The 24,766-nt window shown below is 36.7% G+C and carries 20 protein-coding genes and 2 tRNA genes; 16 read left to right on the forward strand and 6 right to left on the reverse strand.

Annotated features, from left to right (window positions below; all coding sequences use genetic code 11):
- Positions 1–816: a TIGR03915 family putative DNA repair protein gene (locus GA0061081_RS02100; RefSeq protein WP_091346662.1), complete on the forward strand. Its 816-nt coding sequence runs from the start codon at positions 1–3 to the stop codon at positions 814–816.
- 90 nt (positions 817–906) lie between these two features.
- On the opposite strand, the gene GA0061081_RS02105 is transcribed toward GA0061081_RS02100, so the two are convergent.
- Positions 907–1,665 (reverse strand): MlaA family lipoprotein, encoded by a 759-nt coding sequence (locus tag GA0061081_RS02105; protein WP_091346664.1) that lies wholly within the window; start codon positions 1,663–1,665, stop codon positions 907–909.
- A 126-nt stretch (positions 1,666–1,791) separates the two neighbouring features.
- Between GA0061081_RS02105 and GA0061081_RS02110 the strand changes: the two genes are divergently transcribed.
- From GA0061081_RS02110 to tkt, 6 genes are all read left to right on the forward strand, one after another.
- A tRNA-Arg gene (locus GA0061081_RS02110) sits at positions 1,792–1,863 on the forward strand.
- Between the two features lie 425 nt (positions 1,864–2,288).
- Positions 2,289–2,531, forward strand: coding sequence for a FeoA family protein (locus tag GA0061081_RS02115; protein ID WP_085248100.1), 243 nt, complete (start codon positions 2,289–2,291; stop codon positions 2,529–2,531).
- Positions 2,528–4,852, forward strand: coding sequence for a Fe(2+) transporter permease subunit FeoB (feoB, locus tag GA0061081_RS02120; RefSeq protein WP_091346666.1), 2,325 nt, complete (start codon positions 2,528–2,530; stop codon positions 4,850–4,852). The genes GA0061081_RS02115 and feoB overlap by 4 nt, the downstream gene beginning before the upstream one ends.
- A 71-nt stretch (positions 4,853–4,923) precedes the next feature.
- A complete protein-coding gene (locus GA0061081_RS02125) occupies positions 4,924–5,166 on the forward strand; it encodes a FeoC-like transcriptional regulator (RefSeq protein WP_091346668.1) in 243 nt (80 codons plus the stop codon).
- A gap of 340 nt (positions 5,167–5,506) precedes the next feature.
- Entirely contained in the window at positions 5,507–6,457 is a 951-nt protein-coding gene (gene tal / locus GA0061081_RS02130) for a transaldolase (protein WP_091346670.1), read from the forward strand.
- A gap of 138 nt (positions 6,458–6,595) precedes the next feature.
- Positions 6,596–8,602 carry a transketolase gene (gene tkt, locus GA0061081_RS02135; protein WP_091346671.1) on the forward strand — a complete coding sequence of 669 codons (2,007 nt, stop codon included), beginning with the start codon at positions 6,596–6,598 and terminating at the stop codon, positions 8,600–8,602.
- Between the two features lie 139 nt (positions 8,603–8,741).
- Here tkt and GA0061081_RS02140 read toward each other — a convergent pair whose 3' ends face one another.
- From GA0061081_RS02140 to GA0061081_RS02150, 3 genes are all read right to left on the reverse strand, one after another.
- Positions 8,742–10,130: an MATE family efflux transporter gene (locus GA0061081_RS02140; protein WP_091346673.1), complete on the reverse strand. Its 1,389-nt coding sequence runs from the start codon at positions 10,128–10,130 to the stop codon at positions 8,742–8,744.
- Between the two features lie 8 nt (positions 10,131–10,138).
- Positions 10,139–11,455 (reverse strand): 30S ribosomal protein S12 methylthiotransferase RimO, encoded by a 1,317-nt coding sequence (gene rimO, locus GA0061081_RS02145; protein ID WP_091346675.1) that lies wholly within the window; start codon positions 11,453–11,455, stop codon positions 10,139–10,141.
- A 335-nt stretch (positions 11,456–11,790) separates the two neighbouring features.
- Complete coding sequence (locus GA0061081_RS02150) at positions 11,791–12,717, reverse strand: siderophore ABC transporter substrate-binding protein (RefSeq protein WP_091346677.1); 927 nt, start codon at positions 12,715–12,717, stop codon at positions 11,791–11,793.
- A gap of 170 nt (positions 12,718–12,887) precedes the next feature.
- Here GA0061081_RS02150 and GA0061081_RS02155 point away from each other — a divergent pair, with 170 nt between their 5' ends.
- From GA0061081_RS02155 to GA0061081_RS02180, 5 genes are all read left to right on the forward strand, one after another.
- Positions 12,888–14,867 (forward strand): TonB-dependent receptor domain-containing protein, encoded by a 1,980-nt coding sequence (locus GA0061081_RS02155; protein WP_091346679.1) that lies wholly within the window; start codon positions 12,888–12,890, stop codon positions 14,865–14,867.
- A gap of 588 nt (positions 14,868–15,455) precedes the next feature.
- On the forward strand, positions 15,456–16,901 hold the full coding sequence (locus tag GA0061081_RS02165; RefSeq protein WP_141683317.1) for a hypothetical protein: 1,446 nt from the start codon (positions 15,456–15,458) through the stop codon (positions 16,899–16,901).
- 653 nt (positions 16,902–17,554) lie between these two features.
- Positions 17,555–18,247 carry an endonuclease gene (locus GA0061081_RS02170; RefSeq protein ID WP_091346684.1) on the forward strand — a complete coding sequence of 231 codons (693 nt, stop codon included), beginning with the start codon at positions 17,555–17,557 and terminating at the stop codon, positions 18,245–18,247.
- The gene (locus GA0061081_RS02175) at positions 18,244–18,519 is read left to right on the forward strand and encodes a hypothetical protein (RefSeq protein ID WP_091346686.1); all 276 of its coding nucleotides are present in this window, start codon (positions 18,244–18,246) and stop codon (positions 18,517–18,519) included. The genes GA0061081_RS02170 and GA0061081_RS02175 overlap by 4 nt, the downstream gene beginning before the upstream one ends.
- Positions 18,520–18,793: 274 nt before the next feature.
- Positions 18,794–19,228 carry a hypothetical protein gene (locus tag GA0061081_RS02180; RefSeq protein WP_141683318.1) on the forward strand — a complete coding sequence of 145 codons (435 nt, stop codon included), beginning with the start codon at positions 18,794–18,796 and terminating at the stop codon, positions 19,226–19,228.
- 68 nt (positions 19,229–19,296) lie between these two features.
- On the opposite strand, the gene GA0061081_RS02185 is transcribed toward GA0061081_RS02180, so the two are convergent.
- Both GA0061081_RS02185 and GA0061081_RS02190 read right to left on the reverse strand, forming a co-directional pair.
- Positions 19,297–19,545, reverse strand: coding sequence for a helix-turn-helix domain-containing protein (locus GA0061081_RS02185; protein ID WP_091346689.1), 249 nt, complete (start codon positions 19,543–19,545; stop codon positions 19,297–19,299).
- A gap of 127 nt (positions 19,546–19,672) precedes the next feature.
- Positions 19,673–19,749: transfer RNA gene (locus GA0061081_RS02190), tRNA-Val, on the reverse strand.
- 285 nt (positions 19,750–20,034) lie between these two features.
- Here GA0061081_RS02190 and recQ point away from each other — a divergent pair.
- The 4 genes from recQ (at position 20,035) to panC (ending at position 24,612) form a co-directional block, all read left to right on the forward strand.
- Entirely contained in the window at positions 20,035–21,864 is a 1,830-nt protein-coding gene (gene recQ, locus GA0061081_RS02195) for a DNA helicase RecQ (protein WP_091346690.1), read from the forward strand.
- 206 nt (positions 21,865–22,070) lie between these two features.
- Positions 22,071–22,913 (forward strand): Rossmann-like and DUF2520 domain-containing protein, encoded by an 843-nt coding sequence (locus GA0061081_RS02200; RefSeq protein WP_091346692.1) that lies wholly within the window; start codon positions 22,071–22,073, stop codon positions 22,911–22,913.
- Positions 22,910–23,752, forward strand: a complete 843-nt coding sequence (gene panB, locus GA0061081_RS02205; RefSeq protein WP_091346693.1) for a 3-methyl-2-oxobutanoate hydroxymethyltransferase — start codon at positions 22,910–22,912, stop codon at positions 23,750–23,752. Before GA0061081_RS02200 ends, panB begins: the two co-directional genes overlap by 4 nt.
- A gap of 11 nt (positions 23,753–23,763) precedes the next feature.
- A complete protein-coding gene (gene panC, locus GA0061081_RS02210) occupies positions 23,764–24,612 on the forward strand; it encodes a pantoate--beta-alanine ligase (protein WP_091346695.1) in 849 nt (282 codons plus the stop codon).
- The last annotated feature ends 154 nt before the right edge of the window (positions 24,613–24,766 follow it).

Genomic DNA, 24,766 nt, shown 5'->3' on the forward strand with positions numbered 1-24,766 from the left:
ATGTTGGTGTTTTATTATGATAAGAGCTTTGAAAGCTTGCTTTGTGCTGTGTTTGATGCTTTTAAACTCAAAAAAATGCCTGAATGCTTATTAACCACAGGACAGATCGAACCGTTGTTAGTGTCTGATAGGCATCATGTTGAATTCTGTGATGCAAAATATGAACGAGTACGAGTAGCATTAATTAACAAGATTAGCAAAGTTGCGCTTCGTCATTTGATGTATGTTTGGCTGTCGGAATTGCCTGAAAGTGATTTGATTGTGTTTCGTTACATTTGTAAGGTATTTAAATCATCTAAATCAATCGAAACTGATTTTGCCGATCAAGATGTGCTAACTGTGCATGATATTGCTAAAAAAGTGAGCAGGGAGCGGCATCGAGTGATGCAATTTGTACGCTTTAATGCCATCAATAATCCACTTAAAGATGTTGTTGAGCCTAACGATAGGGATGATAAGATCTATTTTTCGATCATAGCACCTATTTATAATGTTTTGCCGTTGGTGCTTAAATTTTTTAAAGAGCGCTTTGCTGATCAAAAATGGGCAATATATGACGAAAAGCGTGAATATGGTTATATCTATAATTTACATGGAATTGAACCTGTTTCGCTTATTGATAAAGATGATCTGATTATCAATAGCCAAGTTAATCAGCAGTATCTAACCAAAGACGAAGCGCTATTTCAAACTATGTGGCAACGCTATTGCAATGCGTTAACCATCAAAGAACGCATCAATCCTAAATTACAACGTCAACAAATGCCAAGCCGATTTTGGCATTATCTACCAGAAATGAAACCAATATCGAAATAAATGGACAAATAAAGGAACATAAAAAAACCGCCAATTAATGGCGGTTTATTTATTAGCTTGATTTAATACAACGACATAATTTAATTAAAGCTATTGTGAATCGATATCATTAATAACATCATTAATCGATTCTTCACGTTGTTTTTGCTTGCTTTCGTCCACTTTACCACCCGATGCCACAAAGTCATTACGTTGGAAGTAAGCATTACGCATAAAGTTATAAGGATCATCGCTATTTTTAATTAAATCTTCATACTCGATCGCGACCGCACGTGCTTCAATACCGTCAAACGCACCACGCACTAACGCCCATTGCCAATCTAACCAAACCAGTGGTGGATAAAGGGAGTCAACTACGCTACCACCTTCGTTTCTTAACGTTGCTGATCCATAAAACGGTAACACAACATAAGGGCCATAAGGTACATCGTAATGGCCTAGTACATCACCAAAACTCCGTTTGCCACCTTTTTGTAATTGTGGATCTGACATACTAGCAACATCCATCAAACCCGCAAAACCGAAAACGGTATTTAAAAAGAATCGAGCTAAATGCGTGCCAGCTTTATGAACATCACCTTGTAATAAGTTGTTCACCATTGAAGCGGGTTCAGAAAGGTTAGAGGAAAAGTTAACCACACCTGTACGAACAGGGGAAGGGACGTAATCTTTCCAAGCGACTGCCGTAGGGCGCAAAATATAAGGATCAAGCGCATAGTAGTTAACATTAAACATGGTTTTGTTAAACCCAGATAACGGATCACTATAGGAATTGTTTTCGGACTGATAAGTGGCACAACCTGTGAGAGCCATTATAGAAAACATCGTACCAACTATTCGTTTTTTCATAGTATCTTTGATTAAAAGTAATGAGGTTAAAGATGATGCGATTGTATCATGATTACTAAAAATAGAAAATTTTTCGTTATTTAAATGGCATTATCTTTTCAAATTTATTAGAATACGTATTCCAATGACCTCATAGTTAAATGGATATAACAAGCCCCTCCTAAGGGCTAGTTGCAGGTTCGATTCCTGCTGGGGTCGAAATTCTACTCAACTATTTCTTAGCGGTTAAATTTACGCACTACCCAAAAATCGGTCAGAAAAGGTATTGATTTTATTAAATTTTTTCCTTGCCATTTTTCACAAGAAAACACAGTTAACCACTTAATTTTATTAAAAAATAAATACGATGCCTGAGCAGTTTTTATAAAAACAATAGCGCTTTTAGAACATCTGAAAGCTATTGTTAAGATTTATTTGACAGGTATAAAAGCGCAAAACCGAATGAGTTTTAATTTGAGTTTTCTATGGTTTAGCTATTTTTTCGTTTTTTTTACTTGTTATTTATTGTTATTGAGAATAATTCGCATTTTTACACTAAAAATAACTCTGATTTTTTTTAAAATATGCATCTTTAATTTAAACGATTACTTTTATTAATACTATCGTTATTTTTAGGAAGCATAATGTCATCTTTTACCCTTAACCAGTTACCTTTAGGGCGCGAGGCGGTAATTACTCGATTATTACCTGAATCGTTACCCTTTCGTCGAAAGTTGCTTGCAATGGGCATTACGCCGGGTTGTAAGGTTTTGGCTGTGCGCGTTGCGCCACTTGGTGATCCAATTGAAATTAAAATGCGTGGATTTGCACTTTGTTTACGTCGTAAAGAAGCGCAAGCCATTGAAGTGATGGAGGTAAGTGCGTGAAGTTAGCATTAATTGGTAACCCTAATTGCGGTAAGACAACGTTATTTAATGTACTAACGGGCTCAAAACAGCGAGTAGGGAACTGGCCGGGTGTGACCGTTGAGCGTAAAACTGGTATATTCACTTATCATCATACGCAATATGAAGTTATCGATTTGCCCGGTACGTATTCGATTGAGCCAGATCCGCTTAGTGTTTCGCAAGATGAACTTATTGCGCGCCAATTCGTGCTGTCCGAAAGTGACAGCCTGATTATTAATATTATTGATGCAACTAATTTGCAACGCAGTTTGTATTTAACTTGCCAGTTGATTGATTTGCAAGTGCCAATGATTGTTGTGTTAAATATGATCGATGCTGTTAAAGCCATGGGTGAACAGATTAATGTTGATTTGTTGTCAACTTTGCTCGGTTGTCCTGTGGTGGCAATATCATCTCGTCAAAAAATGGGTTTGCAGGGCTTTTATCAACAAATCGAAAACATGATAATGCGTCCATATACTGCACAGCCATCGATTGATCTGCTTGGCAATGATCAGCAAGCGGTGATTCATCGTTATCTTTGCGATCTGCCTGAAGATAGCGTTGTGCGCCAATTTAATCGCTGGCAATTGATAGATGCCTTATTAGATGATTCGCGCTATCGCTTATCACAACGTGAAACCAAAATGTTAGCGAACTGCCGATTGTCGCTTGCAAAATGGTGTGATAATGAAATCGATGTGGCACTTGCTAGCGCTCGTTATGACACGATTGATGTAATTTGTAAAAAAGTCATTGAGAAACCGCGTGAGCTTAGCCGTCATTTTTCTGATAGGTTAGATAATATTACGTTAGGGCGTATTACTGGGATTCCGTTCTTTTTGTTAGCTATGTATGCCATGTTTATGGTGGCGATTAATTTTGGTGCGGTGTTTATTGATTTTTTTGATGTGCTTTGTGGTACTATTTTTGTTAATGGCACAACCGAGCTACTTCACGCTATCAATGCTCCAAATTGGATTACAGCTATTTTAGCCAATGGTATTGGTCGTGGCATTCAAACTGTTTCAACGTTTATTCCTGTTATTGGGGCGATGTTTTTTTGTTTGTCGTTTTTAGAAGATTCTGGCTATTTGGCGCGTGCAGCAATGGTAATCGATCGGTTAATGCGCAGTATTGGTTTGCCGGGTAAAGCATTTGTGCCAATGCTTGTGGGGTTTGGCTGTGGTGTGCCAGCCATTATGGGCACGCGAACGCTAGAAAGCACACGTGATCGCATTATGTCGATTTGTATGATCCCTTTTATGTCCTGTGGGGCAAGGTTGCCGGTCTATGCATTATTTGCGGTAATATTCTTTCCTAAAAATTCCTCTATAGTGGTGTTTGCTTTATATTTGCTAGGCATAGTGGTGGCAATGGTGACGGGATTTGTGCTCAAATTCACTTTATTAAAAGGTTCACTCACACCATTTATTATGGAAATGCCTGTGTATCGTATTCCGACTTTAAGTAGTCTAATTAGTTTGACTTGGCAGCGCTTAACGTCGTTTATTTTTAGAGCAGGTAAAGCTATTGTGTTGATGGTAACTGTGTTAAGTGTGCTTAATTCATGGGGAAGCGATGGTTTGTTTAGGCAAGAAAGTTCGCAAAACTCTATGCTTTCTGTTGTTAGCCAAAAAATCACGCCTGCATTTGCACCGATGGGAATTAACCATGATAACTGGCCAGCAACAGTAGGCATTTTTACGGGTATTTTTGCTAAAGAGTCGGTAATTGCAACACTCAATTCGCTTTATGCTATCGATGATGATAACGAGCAAGCCGAGCCATTTAGTTTGTCGCAAGGAATTTTAGAGGCGCTAGCAACCATTCCGAAAAATTTGGCGAGTTTGTCGAACGCAGTTTTAGATCCGTTAGGATTTAACACAGCTTCACAAGATATGGATTCACTACAGACTGATTTAGCGGTGGATTCGACAACAATTTCACAAATTAAAAATGAGTTTGGTTTCCCTTCAGCTGCGATGAGTTATTTAATTTTTATTTTACTTTATACTCCTTGTGCTGCAGCGTTGGGCGCAGTTTATCGCGAAGCTGGTTTTAAGTGGATGATGTTTGTGGCAATTTGGACTTTTACCGTTGCGTGGCTTACGGCAACTATTTATTATCAATGTACGTTACTTGGGCATTCGCCTGCCGCCGTTTGGTGGCTAATGGGGTGCAGTGCATTTATTGTGGTAGTGGTACTGTTTATGCGTATTTTAGGGCAATATTTGCCTTTTAATCAACCAACAGTGCCAAATATATCCCATTGTAAAAAATCATCATGTTGTCAGTAAATAAATGGCTGGCTAATTTGTAAAATATAAATAGAGGAAAAGTATGCAGGGATCGCCCTGCAACTTTGATTATGGCTATGTTAATAACATCAATTCGTGATTATGTACAATTAAAAGGTCGTGCACCATTGCAAGATATTGCCAGACACTTTCAATTACCTGAAAGCGCAACTGAGCAGATGTTATGTTTTTGGATCAAAAAAGGCGTGATAAAATTGATAGCGCAAGATCAGCCATTGCCTTGCCAAGCTAATCAGTGCCGTTCTTGTACAAGTTGTGGTTTAACCAGTCAACTTGAATATGTTTGGGCTTAAGCAATTAAATTATAATTTAGCGAATTTTTAAATCTGCAAATTTTTTTGTTAAGCATTTTGTCGATTTAAAGATCGATTAATGCAAATTAATCCTAATTTGATTTTGTGATTTAATTCACATAATTGAATTTATTTGTACGCTAAAAATAGCAAACATAACTAATATTAATGAGTGATAATGTTACGGTAAAGCCTGATTTCGCCTTCTTTGTTTGCATTTCACTGTGTTTTTTTGAGCACAACCAAAATGAATCATCATCTAATGACAAAGTCGTTTTATTATGGAATAAATGTTATTATACTTTACATTATAATAACACGCTGTATGAGGATAAAAAGTATGAGTCAATTAGATGAATTTAAAAAATTAACTGTGGTGGTAGCTGATACGGGTGATATCGATTCGATTAAGCAGTTTTCCCCCGAAGATGCAACAACAAATCCCTCTCTTGTTTTGAAAGCAGCACAACTTCCTCAATATCGCAATTTAATTGATTCTGCAGTGCAAACCGCTAAAAAATTAGGTGGCAGTAAAGAACAGCAGTTAGTTAATGCGTGTGATCAAGTTGCGGTGAATATTGGTGCCGAGATTTTAAAAACTGTTCCAGGACGAATTTCGACCGAAGTGGATGCGCGTTTGTCTTTCGATAAACAAGGTTGTATTGAAAAAGCGCGTAAAATCATTGCACTTTATCAAGAAAAGGGCATTGATAAGTCTCGTATTTTAATTAAGATTGCGTCAACGTGGGAAGGTATTAAAGCGGCTGAAGTACTTGAAAAAGAAGGTATTAACTGTAATTTAACATTATTATTTTCGTTCGCGCAAGCGCGTGCGTGTGCTGAAGTCAATGCCTTTTTAATTTCGCCATTTGTAGGGCGTATTTATGATTGGTATCAAGCTAAAAAACCAATCGATCCTTATGTGGCTGATGAAGACCCGGGCGTTGTTTCTGTGCGTAATATTTTTAATTATTATAAACAACATGGTTATAAAACAGTTGTGATGGGCGCAAGCTTCCGTAAAGTCGATCAGATCTTGGCATTAGCCGGTTGTGATAGGCTAACAATTTCGCCTAATTTACTTGCCGAAATGCAACAATCAAATGCGCCTGTTGTGCAAAAACTTAATCCAAATCAATCTTTGGTTGAGCGCCCTGCACCAATGACCGAAGCTGAATTTAGGTGGCAACATAATAGTGATGCCATGGCAGTTGAAAAATTAGCCGAAGGCATTCGCGCATTTGCCGTTGATCAAGGAAAATTAGAAGATATGATTGGCGCACTGCTATAATCATTTGCACATGATAGGGGAGTTAGCTCCCCATTTTTATACTAATTTTTGTTAATTTAACTAGCTATTTTGCAAGTGATATCCACCTTGCAGGTATTAACAAATTTTTACTCAAAAAATTTTTTTGGAGATTATAATATGAATGCAACCACACTATCCCACCGCGACCTGGCGAATGCGATAAGAGCATTGAGCATGGATGGCGTACAGAAAGCAAAATCAGGGCATCCTGGTGCGCCTATGGGTATGGCTGATATGGCTGAAGTGCTTTGGCGTGGCTTTTTAAAACATAATCCAAACAACCCAAAATGGGCTGATCGCGACCGTTTTATATTATCAAATGGTCATGCTTCTATGTTGATTTATAGTTTATTACATTTAACCGGTTATGATGTGACCATTGATGACCTAAAAAACTTTCGTCAGTTGCATTCAAAAACTGCAGGACACCCTGAATATGGTTATGTGCCAGGTGTTGAAACAACAACTGGACCTCTAGGTCAAGGTATTGCTAATGCTGTAGGTATGGCTATTGCCGAAAGAACCTTAGCTGCACAATTTAATAAACCTGATCATACTATTGTTGATCACCATACTTATGTGTTTATGGGTGATGGTTGTATGATGGAAGGTATTTCTCACGAAGTGTGTTCGTTAGCAGGTACTCTTAAATTAGGTAAACTTATTGCATTTTATGATGATAATGGCATTTCAATCGATGGTGAAGTTGAAGGTTGGTTTACTGATGATACCGCAAAACGTTTTGAAGCTTACGGCTGGCATGTTATCCGTAGTATTGATGGTCATGACGCTAAAGCGTTAAAAGAAGCTATCGAGCAAGCGCAGGCGGTAACCGATAAACCATCATTATTAATGTGTAAAACGGTGATTGGTTTTGGTTCGCCAAATAAAGCCGGTAGCCATGAAAGCCATGGTGCACCATTAGGCGATGCCGAAATTGAAGCAACACGTAAGGCGCTTGGTTGGAATTATCCTGCTTTTGAAATTCCTAAAGACTACTATGATGCTTGGGATGCTAAAGCTAAAGGTAAGCAGATCGAAGATGAATGGAATGTTCGTTTTGATGCTTATGCTAAGGCTTATCCTGAATTAGCCAAAGAATTTAAGCGTCGTGTTAATGGTGATTTGCCGGTAAATTGGTCACAAATTGCTAACGATGTGGTGAATAAACTCCAAGCAAATCCAGCAACAATTGCTACCCGTAAAGCATCACAAAATGCTATTGAAGCTTTTGCCCCAGCTTTACCCGAGTTTTTAGGTGGTTCGGCTGATTTAGCACCAAGTAATTTAACCATGTGGTCAGGCTCTAAAGAGATCTTAGCTAATGCGGATGGTAATTATATCCATTATGGTGTGCGTGAATTTGGTATGTCTGCTATTATGAATGGTATTGCATTACATGGTGGATTTATTCCTTATGGTGCGACATTCTTAATGTTTATGGAATATGCACGTAATGCCATTCGAATGGCGGCATTAATGAAGATTCGAGCTTTATTTGTCTATACTCATGATTCAATTGGCTTGGGTGAAGATGGACCAACGCATCAACCTGTTGAGCAAATGGCAAGCTTACGTATGACGCCTAATGTGAGTACTTGGCGACCATGCGATCAAGTCGAGTCAGCTATTGCGTGGCAATATGCAATAGAACGTAAAGACGGTCCAACAGCGCTGATTTTTTCACGACAAAATCTTAAACAACAAGATCGCACTGCTCATCAATTAGCTGATGTATATCGCGGTGGTTATATCTTAAATGATTGCATAGGTACACCTGATTTAATTATTATTGCGACGGGTTCAGAAGTTGAACTTGCCGTTGAAGCTTATCAACAATTGACACAAGCAGGTAAAAAAGTGCGGGTGGTATCAATGCCATCAACTGATGCGTTTGATAAACAAGATCAGGCTTATAAAGAGTCAGTATTGCCATCGTCAGTCACAGCCCGCCTTGCTATTGAAGCGGGTATTAGCGATTATTGGTATAAATATGTTGGTCTTAATGGTAAAGTCGTTGGAATGACAAGCTTTGGCGAATCAGGTCCAGCGGATCAACTGTTTAAAGAGTTTGGCTTTACTGTTGAAAATGTACTTGCGCAAGCCAATAGCTTGTTGAAATAGTTAATTTATTACACTAAAAAACGCCATCAGCAAAAGTGTTGATGGCGTTTTTTTGTTTAATTGTTGAAAATTCAATAATTGGTTATTATAAAAATGTAGTTAATCCTTTCTATATTATTAAATTCTTATATAGGTAATTTTATTTTGATGCTCGTTCTAAAATAACATCAACGGGTTGTTTTTGAATATAGATCATCCTAGCTATTAATAGTAATGCCGCAACAGCAAGTCCTGATATGATACCTATCCAAAAACCAGCTGCGCCAATTGGTTCAATGATTAGGTTGGTTAATCCTAAAACATAGCCAACGGGCAGTCCAACTACCCAATAAGAAAGTAGGGTGATAAAAAAGATGCTTTGGGTATCTTTATAACCTCGTAGCACGTTACTTGCCACTACTTGTAAATAATCTGAAGCTTGATAAATAGCTAATAATATGATGAGTTGCATACAGATGGCCATGACGGCTGTTTCTTTGGTGAATAGAGCGACAATTGGTGCTTTAAAAATAACTAAAATTAACGCAACAATTATTGCCATGGCAAGCGATATAGCTAAACTAATATAGGCGGTTTGTTTGGCTAATGCAGGTTTTTTATTACCTAGTAAATAACCAACACGAATACTGGTTGCAACACCAAGAGATAATGGAATAGCGAAGGTTAAACTGCTGATGGTGAATATAATTTGATGTGCAGCAACGGTTATTTGACCTAATGGGGCAATTAATAATGCAATCACAGCAAATAAGCTCATTTCAAAAAAGTAAGCTAATGCAAGAGGAGTGCCAAGCACAACAATTTTTTTGATTATGCCAAAATCAACTAGTTTGGTGATTGGCGTTTGACGAATATCGCGTTGGCTTGCACTAGTGAGTGTATATAAGCGTATTAATATAAACATGAGCCAAAAAATAATTGTCGCTGTAATGCCACAGCCGACTCCGCCAAAAGCAGGTAAGCCTAATTTTCCATAGATTAAAACGTAGTTAATTGGAATGTTGGCAAGAAGAGCAATGAATATGATCACCATGGCTGGCTTTGTGTTTGATAGTCCTTCACATTGATTGCGGTAGACCAAAAAAAGCAAGAATGCTGGCACACCCCACATTATGGCGCGTAAAAATGAGACGGCAACGTCAACCATTTCGGGATCGATTGGGTGATCTGCTGAGCTTCTTAAGTTAATGACTTTGTCAGAATGGTATAGAAACAACATCATTAATATTGATAATATGAGTGCTATTACTACACCTTGACGCGTTTGATTAGCAACTTGATCACGTTTAGCAGCACCATTTAAGTTTGAAATAATTGGTGTTAATACCGTTAACAAACCTTGTCCAAATAAAATCGTGGGCAACCAAATTGACACTGCAATAGCCACACCAGATAGGGCAGTTTTGCTATAATTTCCTGCCATAATGGTATCGACAAATGTGATTGCTGTTTGTGATATTTGTGCAATAAGAACAGGAACCGCTAATTTAACGAGATTTTTTATTTCGTGTTTATAATGTTGTTTCATGGTTTTTATTACCTTTTAACTGTTCCCCATAGGTCGTATTCATCGGAATGTTCAATGTTAACTTGAACAATATCACCTACATTGACTTGGTTTTCTTCGTTTAAATAAACAACGCCGTCGATTTCAGGGGCATCAGCCATGCTGCGACCTATTGCGCCTTCCTCATCAACTTCGTCAATAATGACAGCTAGTGTTTTGCCTATTTTGGCTTGTAATTTTTGTGTTGAGATTCTTTGCTGTAATTGCATAAAACGATCAAAACGTTCTTGTTTGATTGTTTCTGGAATTTGGTTTGCCAGTTCATTCGCAACAGCACCCTCTACTGGGCTGTATGGGAAACAGCCAACTCGATCTAATTGTGCTTGTGACAAAAAATCAAGCAGTAGTTCAAAATCCTGATCGGTTTCGCCAGGATATCCAACTATAAACGTTGAACGTAATGTAATATCTGGGCAGATTTCGCGCCACTTATGAATACGTTCTAAGGTTCTTTCAATCGATCCGGGGCGTTTCATTGATTTTAAAATAGTTGGGCTTGCGTGTTGTAATGGCACATCTAAATAAGGCAAAATTTTACCATCCGCCATTAATGGAATTAGATTATCAACACTTGGGTAAGGATACATATAATGCAATCTGACCCAAATTCCTAAATTTGACAGTTGTTCACACAGGGTTTGAATATCAGTTTTTAATGGCATTCCATTCCAGAAATTGGTGCGATTTTTGATGTCGATACCGTAAGCTGAAGTATCTTGAGCAATGACCAATAACTCTTTAACGCCACTATCTGCTAAACGTTTTGCTTCATCCAAGACATTTTCAATTGGTCGGCTAACCATATCTCCACGCAAAGATGGAATAATACAGAATGTGCAGCGGTGATTGCAGCCTTCAGAAATTTTAAGATAAGCGTAATGTTTTGGCGTTAATTTAACGCCTTGACTCGGGATTAAACTGGTAAAAGGGTTGTACTCGGGTTTAGGGGCATATTTATTCACATGACTTAAAACCGCTTCATAGCTATGTGGGCCAGATATTTCAAGAACTTTTGGATGTACTGTTCGAATTTGATCTTCTTTGGCTCCAAGGCATCCAGTTACAATGACTTTTCCATTTTCGTTTAGTGCTTCGCCAATTGCTTCAAGCGATTCTTGTACTGCACTGTCAATAAATCCACAAGTGTTAACAATGACTAGATCTGCATTGTCATAGCTAGGTACCACTTGATAACCTTGCGTGCGTAGCTCGGTTAAAATTCGCTCAGAGTCAACTAAGTTTTTAGGACAGCCAAGGCTTACAAATCCAATTGTAGGGGGTGACATATTCATAGTATTTATAATAATAGTGTTTTATGTTTAAAGAGGTATTGTTTGAGAATTAATAAACTATATTTGTTAATTATCATTTGCAAATTAAAATGAAGCCGGCATTTTATCATATTTCATCATAGTTGATACACTGATTTTCTAATTTGAATGCTATGTTAACGACGCTTTGATTTATTCATTAGATACTAGTAGTTATGGCTTGGAACGTTACTAGTTTGTTTGAATAAAAGGATTATTGGTTAAGTGCTATCGAACAATATAAAATAAAGCCTTTATTTGCAATAAAGGCTTTTAGAAATAGGAAGATAAACTTACCAATTAAACTGTTACTATTTTAATGCATTAATGACTTCGTCTATTTGACGATTTATGCTTTCTGCGCCACCACCAGACAAATACCATAGATCTGGTGTTAAATAAACCACATGTGTTTTACTTTTGTTTAGTACTTGCTGAGAAAAATAGTGTTCAGCCATACCTTGGTTGCCAATTGCTTTACTACGATCAACTACAAAAACAATATCAGGTTTTACCGATTTAATGTATTTATCATCAACAAAAGTTGGTTTTGGTTTGCCTATTGCGTTATTTGTAGGCATAACGGTGAGTGGTACTGCTCGTTTAACATTTAGTACGTCATGAATCAGTGCCGCACTTGAGCTTAAATTGATAAGAATCATTTTCCCATCATTATGAATAGCAACAATAGCTTTTTTAGCACTGGCTTGAGCTAAAGCTTGTGTGCTTTGAATTTTTTTATCTAATGATTGGATGATACTATCCGCTTTGCTTTCTGTTCCTGTAATTTTTGCTAGCACTTGGATATGATCTTTGGTTGATTCAACGTAATTTTTAGCATCAACACTTAAATTAATAACCGGGGCAATTTTAGATAAATCTTCGGCTTTACTTGCCTGACGTCCATCAATAACGATCAAATCAGGCTTAACTTGCTTGATAGCTTCAATATTGGGTTCTTTCATATTGCCCGTATCGGTAATCGAGGCGTTATTATATTGTTGCAAGTAAGATGGGATAACTGACCGTGGGGTGGCTGCAACTATTGAGCCTTTACCTAACGCATCTAACGTATCTAATGCGCCATAGTTCATCACTACCACTTTTTTAGGCGCTTTAGGGACGACCACTGTTTGATTATCAGTAGTGACATTCATTGTTGTCGATGATTGGCAGCCAGTTAAACTTAACATCATTACTGCAATACTACTCAAAAGTAACTTTTTTTTCTTGTTCATATCAATTTTCTCACGTCATTGTAAATGATAATAATTATTATTTAATAAAAGTGAATTGTCTACAACTAAATAATTTTTTATAAAGATATTGATAATCATTCTCATATAGTGTAGTGTGCCTAGGGCAAATTAAACGGTAATTATCATTATAAATAATGGGGTTATAAGAAATGAAAGCAAAAAAGAAGTTTAAATTGGCAACTCATGCCATTAATACGGGCATTTTGTTGTCATTATCAAGCGCCGCTATAGCGGCTAGCAATACAGATACTGACACCATGGTTGTTACTGCATCGGGGTTTTCTCAGCAAGTGAAAGAAGCGCCAGCAACCATTTCGGTTATTACACCTAAAGAGATCGAAAATAAACCTTATCGCGATGTTACTGACGCGCTAAAAGATATCCCTGGCGTTACAGTTACAGGCGGAGGGGACTCAACAGATATCAGTATTCGTGGTATGGATGCCAAATATACTATGATTCTCATTGACGGTAAAAAAGTAAGTACACGTGAAACAAGACCAAATAGCGATAACTCAGGTTTTGAACAAGGATGGTTACCACCACTAACTGCTATTGAACGTATCGAAGTTGTACGTGGACCAATGTCATCTTTATATGGTTCTGATGCAATGGGTGGTGTTATCAATATTATTACCAAAAAAGTCTCTGACAAATGGCATGGTGGTGTGCGTTTAGAATCCGTTATTCCATACCGATCAGCAGAAAAAAATACCTATACAGGTAGCTTTTCAACTTTAGGACCATTGATTGATGATATCTTAGGTATCCAACTTTATGGTCAATATTCTAAACGTAATGAAGATAAATTCTTAAATGGTCATGCAGAGCAAAAATTACGCAGTATAAATGGTAAAGTATCGCTAAATGCAACCGATACACAAAAATTTGATCTTGATTTTGGACGTGCATTACAAAATAGTAAATCTACAGGAGGTAAAACAAGGCCTCTGTCTAGAGGTGATTTTCTTCGTGATAACCGTCGCAATTCCTTTGCGGTAACACATAACGGTTTATTTGACGATATATCGACAACCTCATTTGTTGCGTATGAAGGCAACAATAACCCAGAAAGAAAGATGAAAATTCGTAATACCGATGTCGATACCCGTGCAACTCTTCCTTTTAGCATCAACATGCTTACTATTGGTGGAAAGTATAATTACCAAGAGCTACATGATAAAGGAAATCAGCTAAATAAATCGATCACTAAAATTGATCGTTGGAATTATGCGCTGTTTGCTGAAGATGAATTAAGATTGCTAGAAAGTTGGAGCTTAACATTAGGATTACGCTACAATAAAGATGAAAATTATGGTAGTAACTGGAATCCAAGAGTGTACAGCGTTTGGAATATTGATGATAATTTTACCTTAAAAGGTGGTTATTCAACAGGTTTTGCAACGCCACAATTACGTCAAGTTGTTTCTGATTGGGGACAAGTGACAGGCGGAGCTGGTACGGGTAATAAAGGTATGATCATGGGTAACCCAGATTTAAAACCTGAAAAATCGAATAACTTCGAAATTGGCGTTGGTTACACCAATGACTATGGTGTTGATGCATCGGCTACGGCGTTTTATACCAAGTATAAAGACAAAATCCAAAGCTACTATATATGCCAAGGTCCAGCAAGAAGAGGCTTATGTAAAATAGATGGATATCAAGAAAGATTCGATTTTGTCCAAGGTCGTGAAAATGTGGGTAAAGCCGATCTTAAAGGTCTTGAGCTTTCATTTAAAACACCTTTATTTACTGATTTCTTATTAAGTTCTAACTATTCTTGGACAAAAACAGAACAAAAAAGCGGTCAATATAAAGGACGAGCTTTAAACCGAACACCTAAACAAAAATTCAATACCCAACTCGATTGGTATGCTACCCAGCAATGGGATTTATGGGCTAAAATGGCTTATTATGGCATGGAATCATCAAACAACCGTAATGGCACAAAAATTGAATACCCTGGCTACACTTTCTGGGACGTCGGTGCATCTTATCAAGTACATAAACAAGCTAAGATCTATGCTGGTGTTTATAACTTATTTGATAAAGATGTCTCTAACGAAGATTTTGGTAAAACATTAGAAGGTCGACGCTATTTTGTCGGTACCGAAATTAATTTCTAATTAACCAATATTTCGGTTTAGTTTATTATTCTAAGGCAGCTTTAATATAGCTGCCTTTTTTATAAATAATCTATTAATTTATGCGAAAAATCGGTCAGAAAAGGTATTGATTTTATTGAAGTTTTTTACCCTGTGGTTTTTAGCCAAAAAACACCATCCAAAACCCGTTTCCAGCAGTACATCAACGTAGGTTGACTCAGGCTTTAACAAAACTTTACAATTTTTTAACAAAAAAACTAGCGCATTATTACTCAACCGACTATAATTTAAGCGCTTTTAAAGCAAGGAAATGCTCATTAGTTGAGCGGTCAATTATAAAAAATTCAAATAAAACAAAAATTTACTTGACAGGATAATCGAAATGCGCTATCATAATCGGCATCTGGCATCTGGCATCTGGCCTGCCAAACCTACGCCCTAAATCTTTTTCAATATCATCGTAGTCAAAATCAGACTCCATTCTTATTTTTATCACCGAAATCATCTAGCTTAGTGAACTCGCCGAGTTTATCGGTAGGGTTGTTGTCGAAGCAGAGATTCAATCTTTTATCGTTCTTATTAAGGTCTTCGTTATGCATTGCGGCGTTATTGTTTTGGTTGTGTTCATTTGGTGCACAGGCCTTAACAGCGCAAACCTCAAGGGTTATTGAGGGTAGTGGGCCGTATTTAACATCTGATGGAGGCCTAACCAAGGTAACAGACCTTGAATCGTTGTTCACCATTACTTTGCCTAATGGTAGAAAGGTCACGCCGTCAACGAATACATCAAGTAGGATAAATCCAATAATGTTTCCAGATGGGAGTACTTTGGGTGATATAAAGACTATTTTTCCACCATCGACTACTTTTTTGCGTTTAAATGATTTAATCAATCGTTATCATTCTTGGGGAGATGATGATGGAGATGGACAGGGTACTGATGGTGTAACGGCAACAGGGACTTTATGGCTTTCATTAGATGATAAATATGGAAATACTGTACGTCTTAATGATACATTAGATGCATGTAAGGGGCCTTATAGGGTAACAATAGGCTTAAACCCCGATGGTGCTAGTTTAACTACACAGTATGGCGTGCCAAATCGTCGTGTATTTTCAACCACTAATGACAGGGAGTATTATTACTTAAGTCCATATCCTCGTTGTTTGTTTGCACAGTCGGCAAGGCCGAATTTGTTGTTGGGTGGTACTACTGGCATTGATCGTAGTGATAAACCTCAATATGCCGGTCCATCTAACATATGGAGTCCTACGAAGGGTTTTTTAACAAAGTCAACGAGCTCATCATCTTACGACCGAAATTTCCCTACAACGGGTGCTGATGGATTGTACTTTGACTTAGAGATGCCTGTTGGAGTAGATGGAAGTGAGTTGAGTTGGACAGTTAACACAACTGGTAGTATAAGTGCAACGGTGAGTTGGACAAGGCCGCGTTCTGATACATTCACAGACCCAGTAGGAAGAACCATACAAGCTGATCAATGGATTACTGATAAATCTAGTTATGTAACACGGGTAACGTTAAGAGGTCCAAGGGCTGATAGTACTCAGATAAATTCAAATAATCCTAGTCCTTTAAGTATACCATCTTTGCCGCAGACATTTGAATTGGTGGGTAGGGATAGTGGCGATAATGTAGAGGTTAAATATGGATTTGTGTTAAAGCAGTGGTTCGTAAATCGAGGGGGGAAAGCGAGTAGTTGGCCTAACCAAACATCTTGGTGTAGAAGTTTGGGGTATCATTTGCCACGGGTCAAGGATTTGACTAACGCGGTGCGTATAGATAGTGATCATCCTATTTCAGGCGCCACACCTAATTCATCTGGTAATTATTACATGCGTCACATAGGTGCAGGTTTTTTCACGGAGTGGGGTTTCATGACCTTCTACGCTGATGCGGGCTTCACCGATCAAAACTACCGCTACTGGACGAATGATGCGGTAGGTAACAGTGCCTTCGGTGTTTTCCCAAGAGGATACTCTATCCATGGTAGCGTTGGCAATCCCCGCTACGCTGTTTGTACTACACCTTAGATTTTATATCTTAGTCCTTAATTCTTGGACCGCGGGGCCAGTTATGGTGTAGATAGAGAATAATATAGCAAAGAACATCGTCCCCGCGTAGTTGGAGGCGGACCAGTGAAATTAGGCTTGTGCTGTTGTGGTTAATTACTACAACAACATAAGCTCCAAACAACCAAAGCAATAACTACTTTTTATTCTCAAAAAATGATTCAATTCTTTATTAAAAATCATTCTACATCAACAATGAGTTAAACTTGTGGTATATCCTAACTTTTACTTACTTGTTCAATTAATGCAATATTGTCCACGCGTTGTTTTAAACCTTCTACTTTGCTTCTCGTTTAGTTGTTTTTGGTTTGAATTTCAGTTATTGATTTTGCTATAATATCATCTTGATATTATTTAATATCTGTTGATATATTTAAAGCCACAGTCGGGGGGCCCGACCTTTGATTGGTTAATAGACTGGAAACAATACCAATATTATAAACAAGAGAATTAAGCGTTTGCTCGTTCTTTTCCTTTTTTAAGCCCTAATCAAAAAACGAGGGTTTGTTTTATTAAGTCTTTTACTTGATAGTTGTTATTGCAGGATGCTTTACTATAAAAGTTGATGTTTTATATAACATATTAAATTTTTATAGTTTTTGGATTTATTTTAAATGGATTTTATGGAAAAAATAGCTATCTTACTTTTATTTACTCCGTTATTTGTTTATTCAGCACAGAACTTTAATTCAGCTAAAACACATTTAACTAAATTATATAAATTAAACCCTAATCAAACGACATTTTATTGCGGATGCGAATTTTCGTGGGTAGGTAAAAAAAGCGTTGTTGATTTTAGCAAGTGTGGGTATCAGCCAAGAAAAAATCAAATTAGAGCTGAACGCATTGAGTGGGAACATGTTATGCCTGCCGAAAATTTTGGTAGACACCTAACATGCTGGCAAGAAGGCGGGCGTAAAGCGTGCAAAAAAGATGCTACCTTCAATCAAATAGAAGGGGATATGCATAACTTGCAACCGGCTATTGGTGAAGTGAATGGCGATAGGTCTAATTATCGTTATTCGCAATTCACTAAAGAATTTAATCAGTATGGGCAGTGTAAAAGTGCTGTGGATTTTAAAGCTCGCGTATTCCAGCCACGTAACGAAATCCGTGGAATGATAGCACGCACCTATCTTTATATGTCTGATAAATATAAAATCAATTTATCAAATCAAGAAAAGAAGCTGATGATGGCGTGGAATAAAATGTATGCACCTGAAAATTGGGAATGCAAGCGTAATGTGCATATAGCAAAAGTGCAGGGTAATGATAATAAGTTTGTTACTGGGCGGTGTACACAATGAAAAAGTTAATCGTATTATTTTTAATTGTTTTTTGGTCGCAAATTGTAGATGCGGTAGTGGTATCTCACAACAATTCGTATCGAGGTTCAAATCCTTATATAATTAAGTTAATTGATATTACATATTTTCTGGGTGGGAGTTTTATCCTTTTAAGTATAGCTAATGATAAATTAAAAGAGAATAAAAAATCAAAACGTAAAAAGAAATTAAGTCAAAATAAAACTAATTTGGACAAAAACACTAAATCCACAGATGAAGAAAATAAAAAATGAAGCCGACGAAAGTCGGTTTTTTTTATGTTCAAATTTTGAGTAATCTACTCAATATCAAATCGACAGCAATAACATAATAGCTAGTATTGGACTAAAGAGCGATTCAAATTTATGAAAGAAATCTATAAATTGCTTTTTGAAGTTGATAATGTGAACTTGGATTAAAACATGAAGTGCAATTTTAAACTCGGTGGAGTGAAGAAAGTAGAAAGGTGATTTTTTATTGCTATTAGTTAATAAATTTCATACTATTACCAAAAAGGAAGGTGATAATATGAAAAAAATTTTGTTAGTTGGTTTAATTGGGTTTGCTTTATTAGGTTGTGGTAAAAAGAAAGTAACTGAGGAAATGCTTATCGGGAATTGGGAATGTAGCTCAATCGAACAAAGAGCAAAATGGGAGAAAGGGATGTTTCAGGACTATTCTACATCAATTGACCATGGAAAATCAGTTGTTACCTATTTAAAAGAAAACGATGATTTTTTTGTAAAATGGCCGGGTAGTAATGAAATGGTAAAGGAAGATTTTAAGAAATTGAATAGAAGTTATAACAGCACTTTAAATGGTATGAGGTTGTCTGGTTTCAACAGGTTTGAGTATATATCAGACAATGAGTTTAAGATGATTTCTGAGTTAGCAATAACGCAAGATAAGAAAGAAAACAATGAAAAAAGTAAAATATCAATGCACTGTACCAGAATACAATAACTATAAAACCGGAAAGAAATTATTTTTATTTAGTGCTATTTTATTAAATTCTCTAAGAGAGTTTTTTATTAAAAATTTATCAGTTCAGGCTTGATTTGTAGTGCTTCGGCAATTTTAATTCCTGTTGCTTTTCTTAACTTTTGGCTTTTTTCATATTGAGAATAAGCTGATTGGCTAATACCTATTTTATTCGCAACTTCAACTTCGAATAATTTTAAATACTCACGCCATGCTTGTGTAGGATAATAGTTATTATCAAAAACCATACTAACAACTTTGTTCGTTATACTTGTTTCAATATCGATTGTTCTATTCATTAATTATTTTTATGGCTAATCTTAATATAATTATTATGTTAGTGAAGTACTACCCCAGTTTTACCCTACGAATAAAATCTGATTTTAAAACAATCACTTTAAAGGCTTGCTAGATAAGGCTTTAGAATGGTACGCCCGGGTGGACTCGAACCACTGACCCCCACCATGTCAAGGTGATGCTCTAACCAACTGAGCTACGGGCGTATATTTGAAACACGTAAATATTAACGGGCAAATCGATTTGTATCAAGTAAAAAAATGAAAAATAGCTGTTTTTTTAGTCTGTTGAACAAAATTGGCTGCATAATGAACGTTATTTCTTTTCGGTTTAAAAAAAAAGTCATAACATGGTGGTTCAATGCAAGCTGTTTCCAAAAATTTTCTTATTTTTGGAATGAATTGTAAGTTTCTGTAAGTTCATGGTGGTTTGTTTAATTTAATTTCGCTATACTCGGCGCATTTCGTTAGGCGCTACATATTTAGGTTTGTATGTCGATAAAAGATCAGATAGAAGATGTTCTGCAAAATGTTTTTGGTTACAAGTCATTTAGAAATCAACAAAGAGAAATTATTGAATCTATTATCGATGGACGTGATACTTTAACCATTATTCCTACTGGCGGCGGTAAATCTTTATGTTATCAAATCCCTGCGGTTTTATTGCCGGGGACTGCTATTGTTATTTCGCCTTTAATTTCTTTGATGAAGGATCAGGTCGATCAGTTATTAGCTAACGGTATTCCTGCTGCATATCTTAATGCTTCTCAATCTGCGATAGAACAACAAGAAGTCATCGCAAAATATTTAAATCATTCAATAAAGTTGTTATATGTTTCACCTGAACGTTTGGGAGTGTACGCTTTTTCTACTTTAATTAATGAATATCCACCTTCATTAATTGCTATTGATGAAGCGCATTGTATTTCTCAATGGGGGCATGATTTTAGACCTGATTATCGTCAATTAGGTCAGTTTTCTACTCGTTTTCCTGAGGTGCCGATTGTTGCTTTGACCGCCACTGCCGATAAGATGACGCAATCTGATATCATAAATCAACTTAATTTGGTTGATCCGTTAGTTGTGGTAAGGAGTTTTGATCGGCCGAATATTCGTTATACCGTCGTTGACAAATTTAATCAGATGGAGCAGGTTGTTTCGTTTGTTGAAACGCAAAAAGGCAACCCCGGTATTATTTATTGCTCAAGCCGTTCTCGAGTTGAAGATATGACCACTAAACTTGCTGCTCTTGGGTTTTCGGTTATGGCGTATCATGCAGGGTTGTCTAACAATGAACGCCAACAAGCACAAGATGCTTTTTTAAAAGATGATGTGCAAATTATTGTCGCTACCGTTGCGTTTGGTATGGGGATTAATAAACCCAATGTGCGTTTTGTTTTACATGCGGATTGTCCACGAACGATTGAGGCTTATTATCAAGAAACAGGTCGAGCAGGGCGTGATGGCGTACCAGCCGAGGCGATGCTGCTATTTAATAGTAAAGATCTGAAGTGGTATCATCAAAAAACTGTTGAGAAAATAGATGGTAAGCATAAAGATGTGGAGCTGCAAAAGATCAATGCGATGGAGGCTTTTGCGCAAGGTTTGACTTGTCGGCGTATTGTGTTGCTGAGTTATTTTGGCGAAGAGCGAGCCGAACCTTGTAATAACTGTGATATTTGTTTGTATCCCCCTGAGATGTATGATGGTTTAATTGATGCGCAGAAGGTTTTATCTTGTGTTTATCGTGTTAAACAGCGTTATGGAGCACAATATATCGTTGATATTTTAAGAGGCTCTGCGCGGGCTCACATTAAAGAAGTTGGTCATCACAAATTATCGGTTTATGGTATCGGTAAGCAAAATTCATCGAACTATTGGCTTAGTGTTATTAGGCAGTTGATTTATTTGGGGTATTTAAATCAAGATATATCGAATTATACCACTCTTCAATTAACAGAAAAGGCGCGGTCAATTCTTAGGGGCGAAACCCCTTTATCTTTAGCTAAACCGCGTTTAGAAATCGTGAAAAAGAACCGCATAAATCGATATGCAAGATCAATTAATTTAACTGCGGTTTTATCGTACGAAGAACGAATTCTATTTAACAATCTTAGGCGATTACGTAAAGATATTGCTGATGTTGAAGATATTCCACCTTATATTGTTTTTAGTGATGCGACATTACTTGAAATGGTTCAAACCAAACCAGCAAGTAAAAAGCAATTAATTAACATTACTGGTGTAGGTAAAATTAAGTTAGAAAAGTATGGTAGTTTGTTTTTAGATGCAATAGATGAATTTATGGTCAAAAATTTTTAACATTTTGTACAAATAACATATGATAACCATTTCTAGAAAATTTTGATTATTGTGAAATTTATAATTAACCAATAAAAATAGAGATTTTTATGTCAATAATAAGCAATATGCCACAAATAATTTTATTTGCTACCATTATTAATTATAATTGAATATCAAGTCGATTAAGCTATAATGCGACAATTATTTAATAATTTACAGTTACAATGATTATCGGTTTTATTGGTGCGGGTAAAGTAGGTTGCACCTTAGCTAAGTATTTTTCTTTATGTGGAATGTCGATTGCTGGGTTTTATAGCCGATCTTATGAACATGCAAAAGAGGCAAGTGATTTTACTCATAGTCAAGCTTATGCATCGTTAGCTGATTTAGTTAATGATTGTGATTGTTTATTGGTTACTGTATCAGATAGCCAAATAGCCACTGTTTGGCAAGAACTTTGCCAATTACCTATTGCCAATAAATGGATCGGTCATTGCAGTGGGCTGTTGACGTCACATATATTTAGCCAACATAAAATTGTTCATCCATTTGCGTTTTCATTGCATCCTTTATATGCCATTTATGATAGATTTGAATGCTATACCGCTATGTCAGGTGTTTCTTTTACGCTTGAGGCAAATGAAAGTATTATCCCTCAATTAAAAAACTTTTTTGTTTCACTAAAAAATCCTTTAGCCATTTTACCTGCGAATAAAAAGCCTCTTTATCATGCGGCTTGTGTTATGTTGAGTAATCAAGTTATTGCATTGGTACAAATTGGTGTTGATTTACTTGACCAATGTGGGTTAGATACTGAGTTTAGTGAACAAGCTTGGCATCCGTTATTTTTAGGAAATGCTAAAAATATATGTAAAGTTGGGGTGATTAATGCTTTAACTGGACCTATAGAACGTGGCGATATTGAAGTTATCAAACAACATATAATGGCTATGCCCTCCGAATTAAAACCTATTTATCAGCAATTATCTGCTATTTTACTTAATATTAGTCGAACAAAGCATCCAAACAAGGACTATCGACAATTAGAACTGGAGCTGTTACCTTGAAAAATACGATTGCCACTTTAAAAGAACGTAAACAAAACCGACAAAAAATTACCATGCTAACTGCTTATGATTACACTACAGCCAAATTAATGGATGAAAGTGGTGTAGATTGTTTATTAGTGGGGGATTCTTTAGGTATGGTGATGCTAGGTTACGATAGCACCGTATCGGTTACTATGGAAGATATGATCCATCACTCCAAAGCAGTTGCAAGAGCCGCTAAGTCGGCATTTGTTGTCACTGATTTACCTTTTATGTCTTATCAAACATCTGTGTATGATGCAGTTTTCAATGCCGGTCGTCTAATTAAAGAAGGTCAGGCTCAAGCGGTTAAACTTGAAGGAGGGCAAGCATTTAGTGAACATATTAAAATGATTACACAAGCCTCCATTCCGGTTGTTGCGCATATTGGACTCATGCCCCAATCTGTTCTTGCATTAGGGGGATACAAAGTGCAAGGTAAAGATTATCAAGATGCTAAAAATATTGTTCTTGATGCATTAGCGGTTGAACAAGCGGGGGCGATTGCGATTGTACTTGAATGTGTACCTGCTGATTTAGCAAAATTGATCTCACAACTAGTAAGTATTCCAACTATTGGTATTGGCGCAGGTGTAAATTGTGATGGGCAAGTGCTAGTTTATCAAGACATGCTGTCTATGTATGATGGTGTTGCATCAAAATTTGTCAAATCTTTTGCCCCAATTGGTCATTATATGAAACAAGCGTTTACTGATTATTGCCAAGAGGTAAAACAGCAACAATTTCCAACTTCGATCCATGAATTTGCGATTGATAGTGAGGTAATGAGCAAACTTAAATCTGAGTTTCAATCATAAGGGATAACTAAATGAATGTTGTAACGACAATTGGACAAGTACGAGAGCAAGTTAAAGCTTGGCGGCAGGCTGGTTATAGTATAGGGCTTGTTCCAACCATGGGCTATCTGCATGAAGGTCATCAGAGTTTAATGGCTGCGGCTAAAAAAGATAATCAAAAAGTTATTGTGACGATCTTTGTTAATCCTATACAATTCGGTCCTTCAGAAGATCTTGCTAGTTATCCACGTGATTTAGAACGGGATAAAATCGCTTGTGAGAAGATGGGGGTAGATTTGATTTTTTGTCCAACTGCCAGTGAAATGTATGATGCTAATTTTAACAGCTATGTTGATGTTAATGGTTTAACAGATGCTTTATGTGGAAAAAGGCGTCCAGGGCATTTCAAAGGTGTTTGCACGGTTGTTACAAAATTATTCAATATCACACAACCTGATCGTGCCTATTTTGGACAGAAAGATGCACAGCAGCTAGCGGTAATTAAACGTATGGTCAGTGATCTGAATTTCGACATTGAAATTATTGGTTGCCCTATTGTGCGTGAAGCAGATGGACTAGCTAAAAGTTCACGTAATAGTTATTTGTCGGAATGTGAACGATCCGCCGCCGTGTGCCTTTATCAAGCAATTGAATGCGCTAATGCAATGATAAAACAGGGAGAAAAGTCGGTAACTGTTATAACAAAAGCTATGCATAATCTTATTGTCAATCAACCTTTAGCCAAGATTGACTATATTGAATTTGTCGATCTAGCATCATTAACATCGGTTGATAGGCTTGAGCAAGATAGTTTATGTGCACTAGCGGTTTATATTGGTAAAACACGATTAATTGATAATTTTATTTATCAACACCACTAATTACAAATTATATTTACAATGATAGATATCAAAAAACCGCTTAATATAAGGCGGTTTTTTTGTGCTATTCATCGTATTATAAAAATTTTTACAATTCGATTAAATCAATGAGTTTATTGTTCTGCTAATTTATTGTTTGGCTATTTTACTGTAG

The sequence above is a fragment of the Gilliamella bombicola genome, assembly GCF_900094945.1.
Lineage (GTDB): Bacteria > Pseudomonadota > Gammaproteobacteria > Enterobacterales > Orbaceae > Gilliamella > Gilliamella bombicola.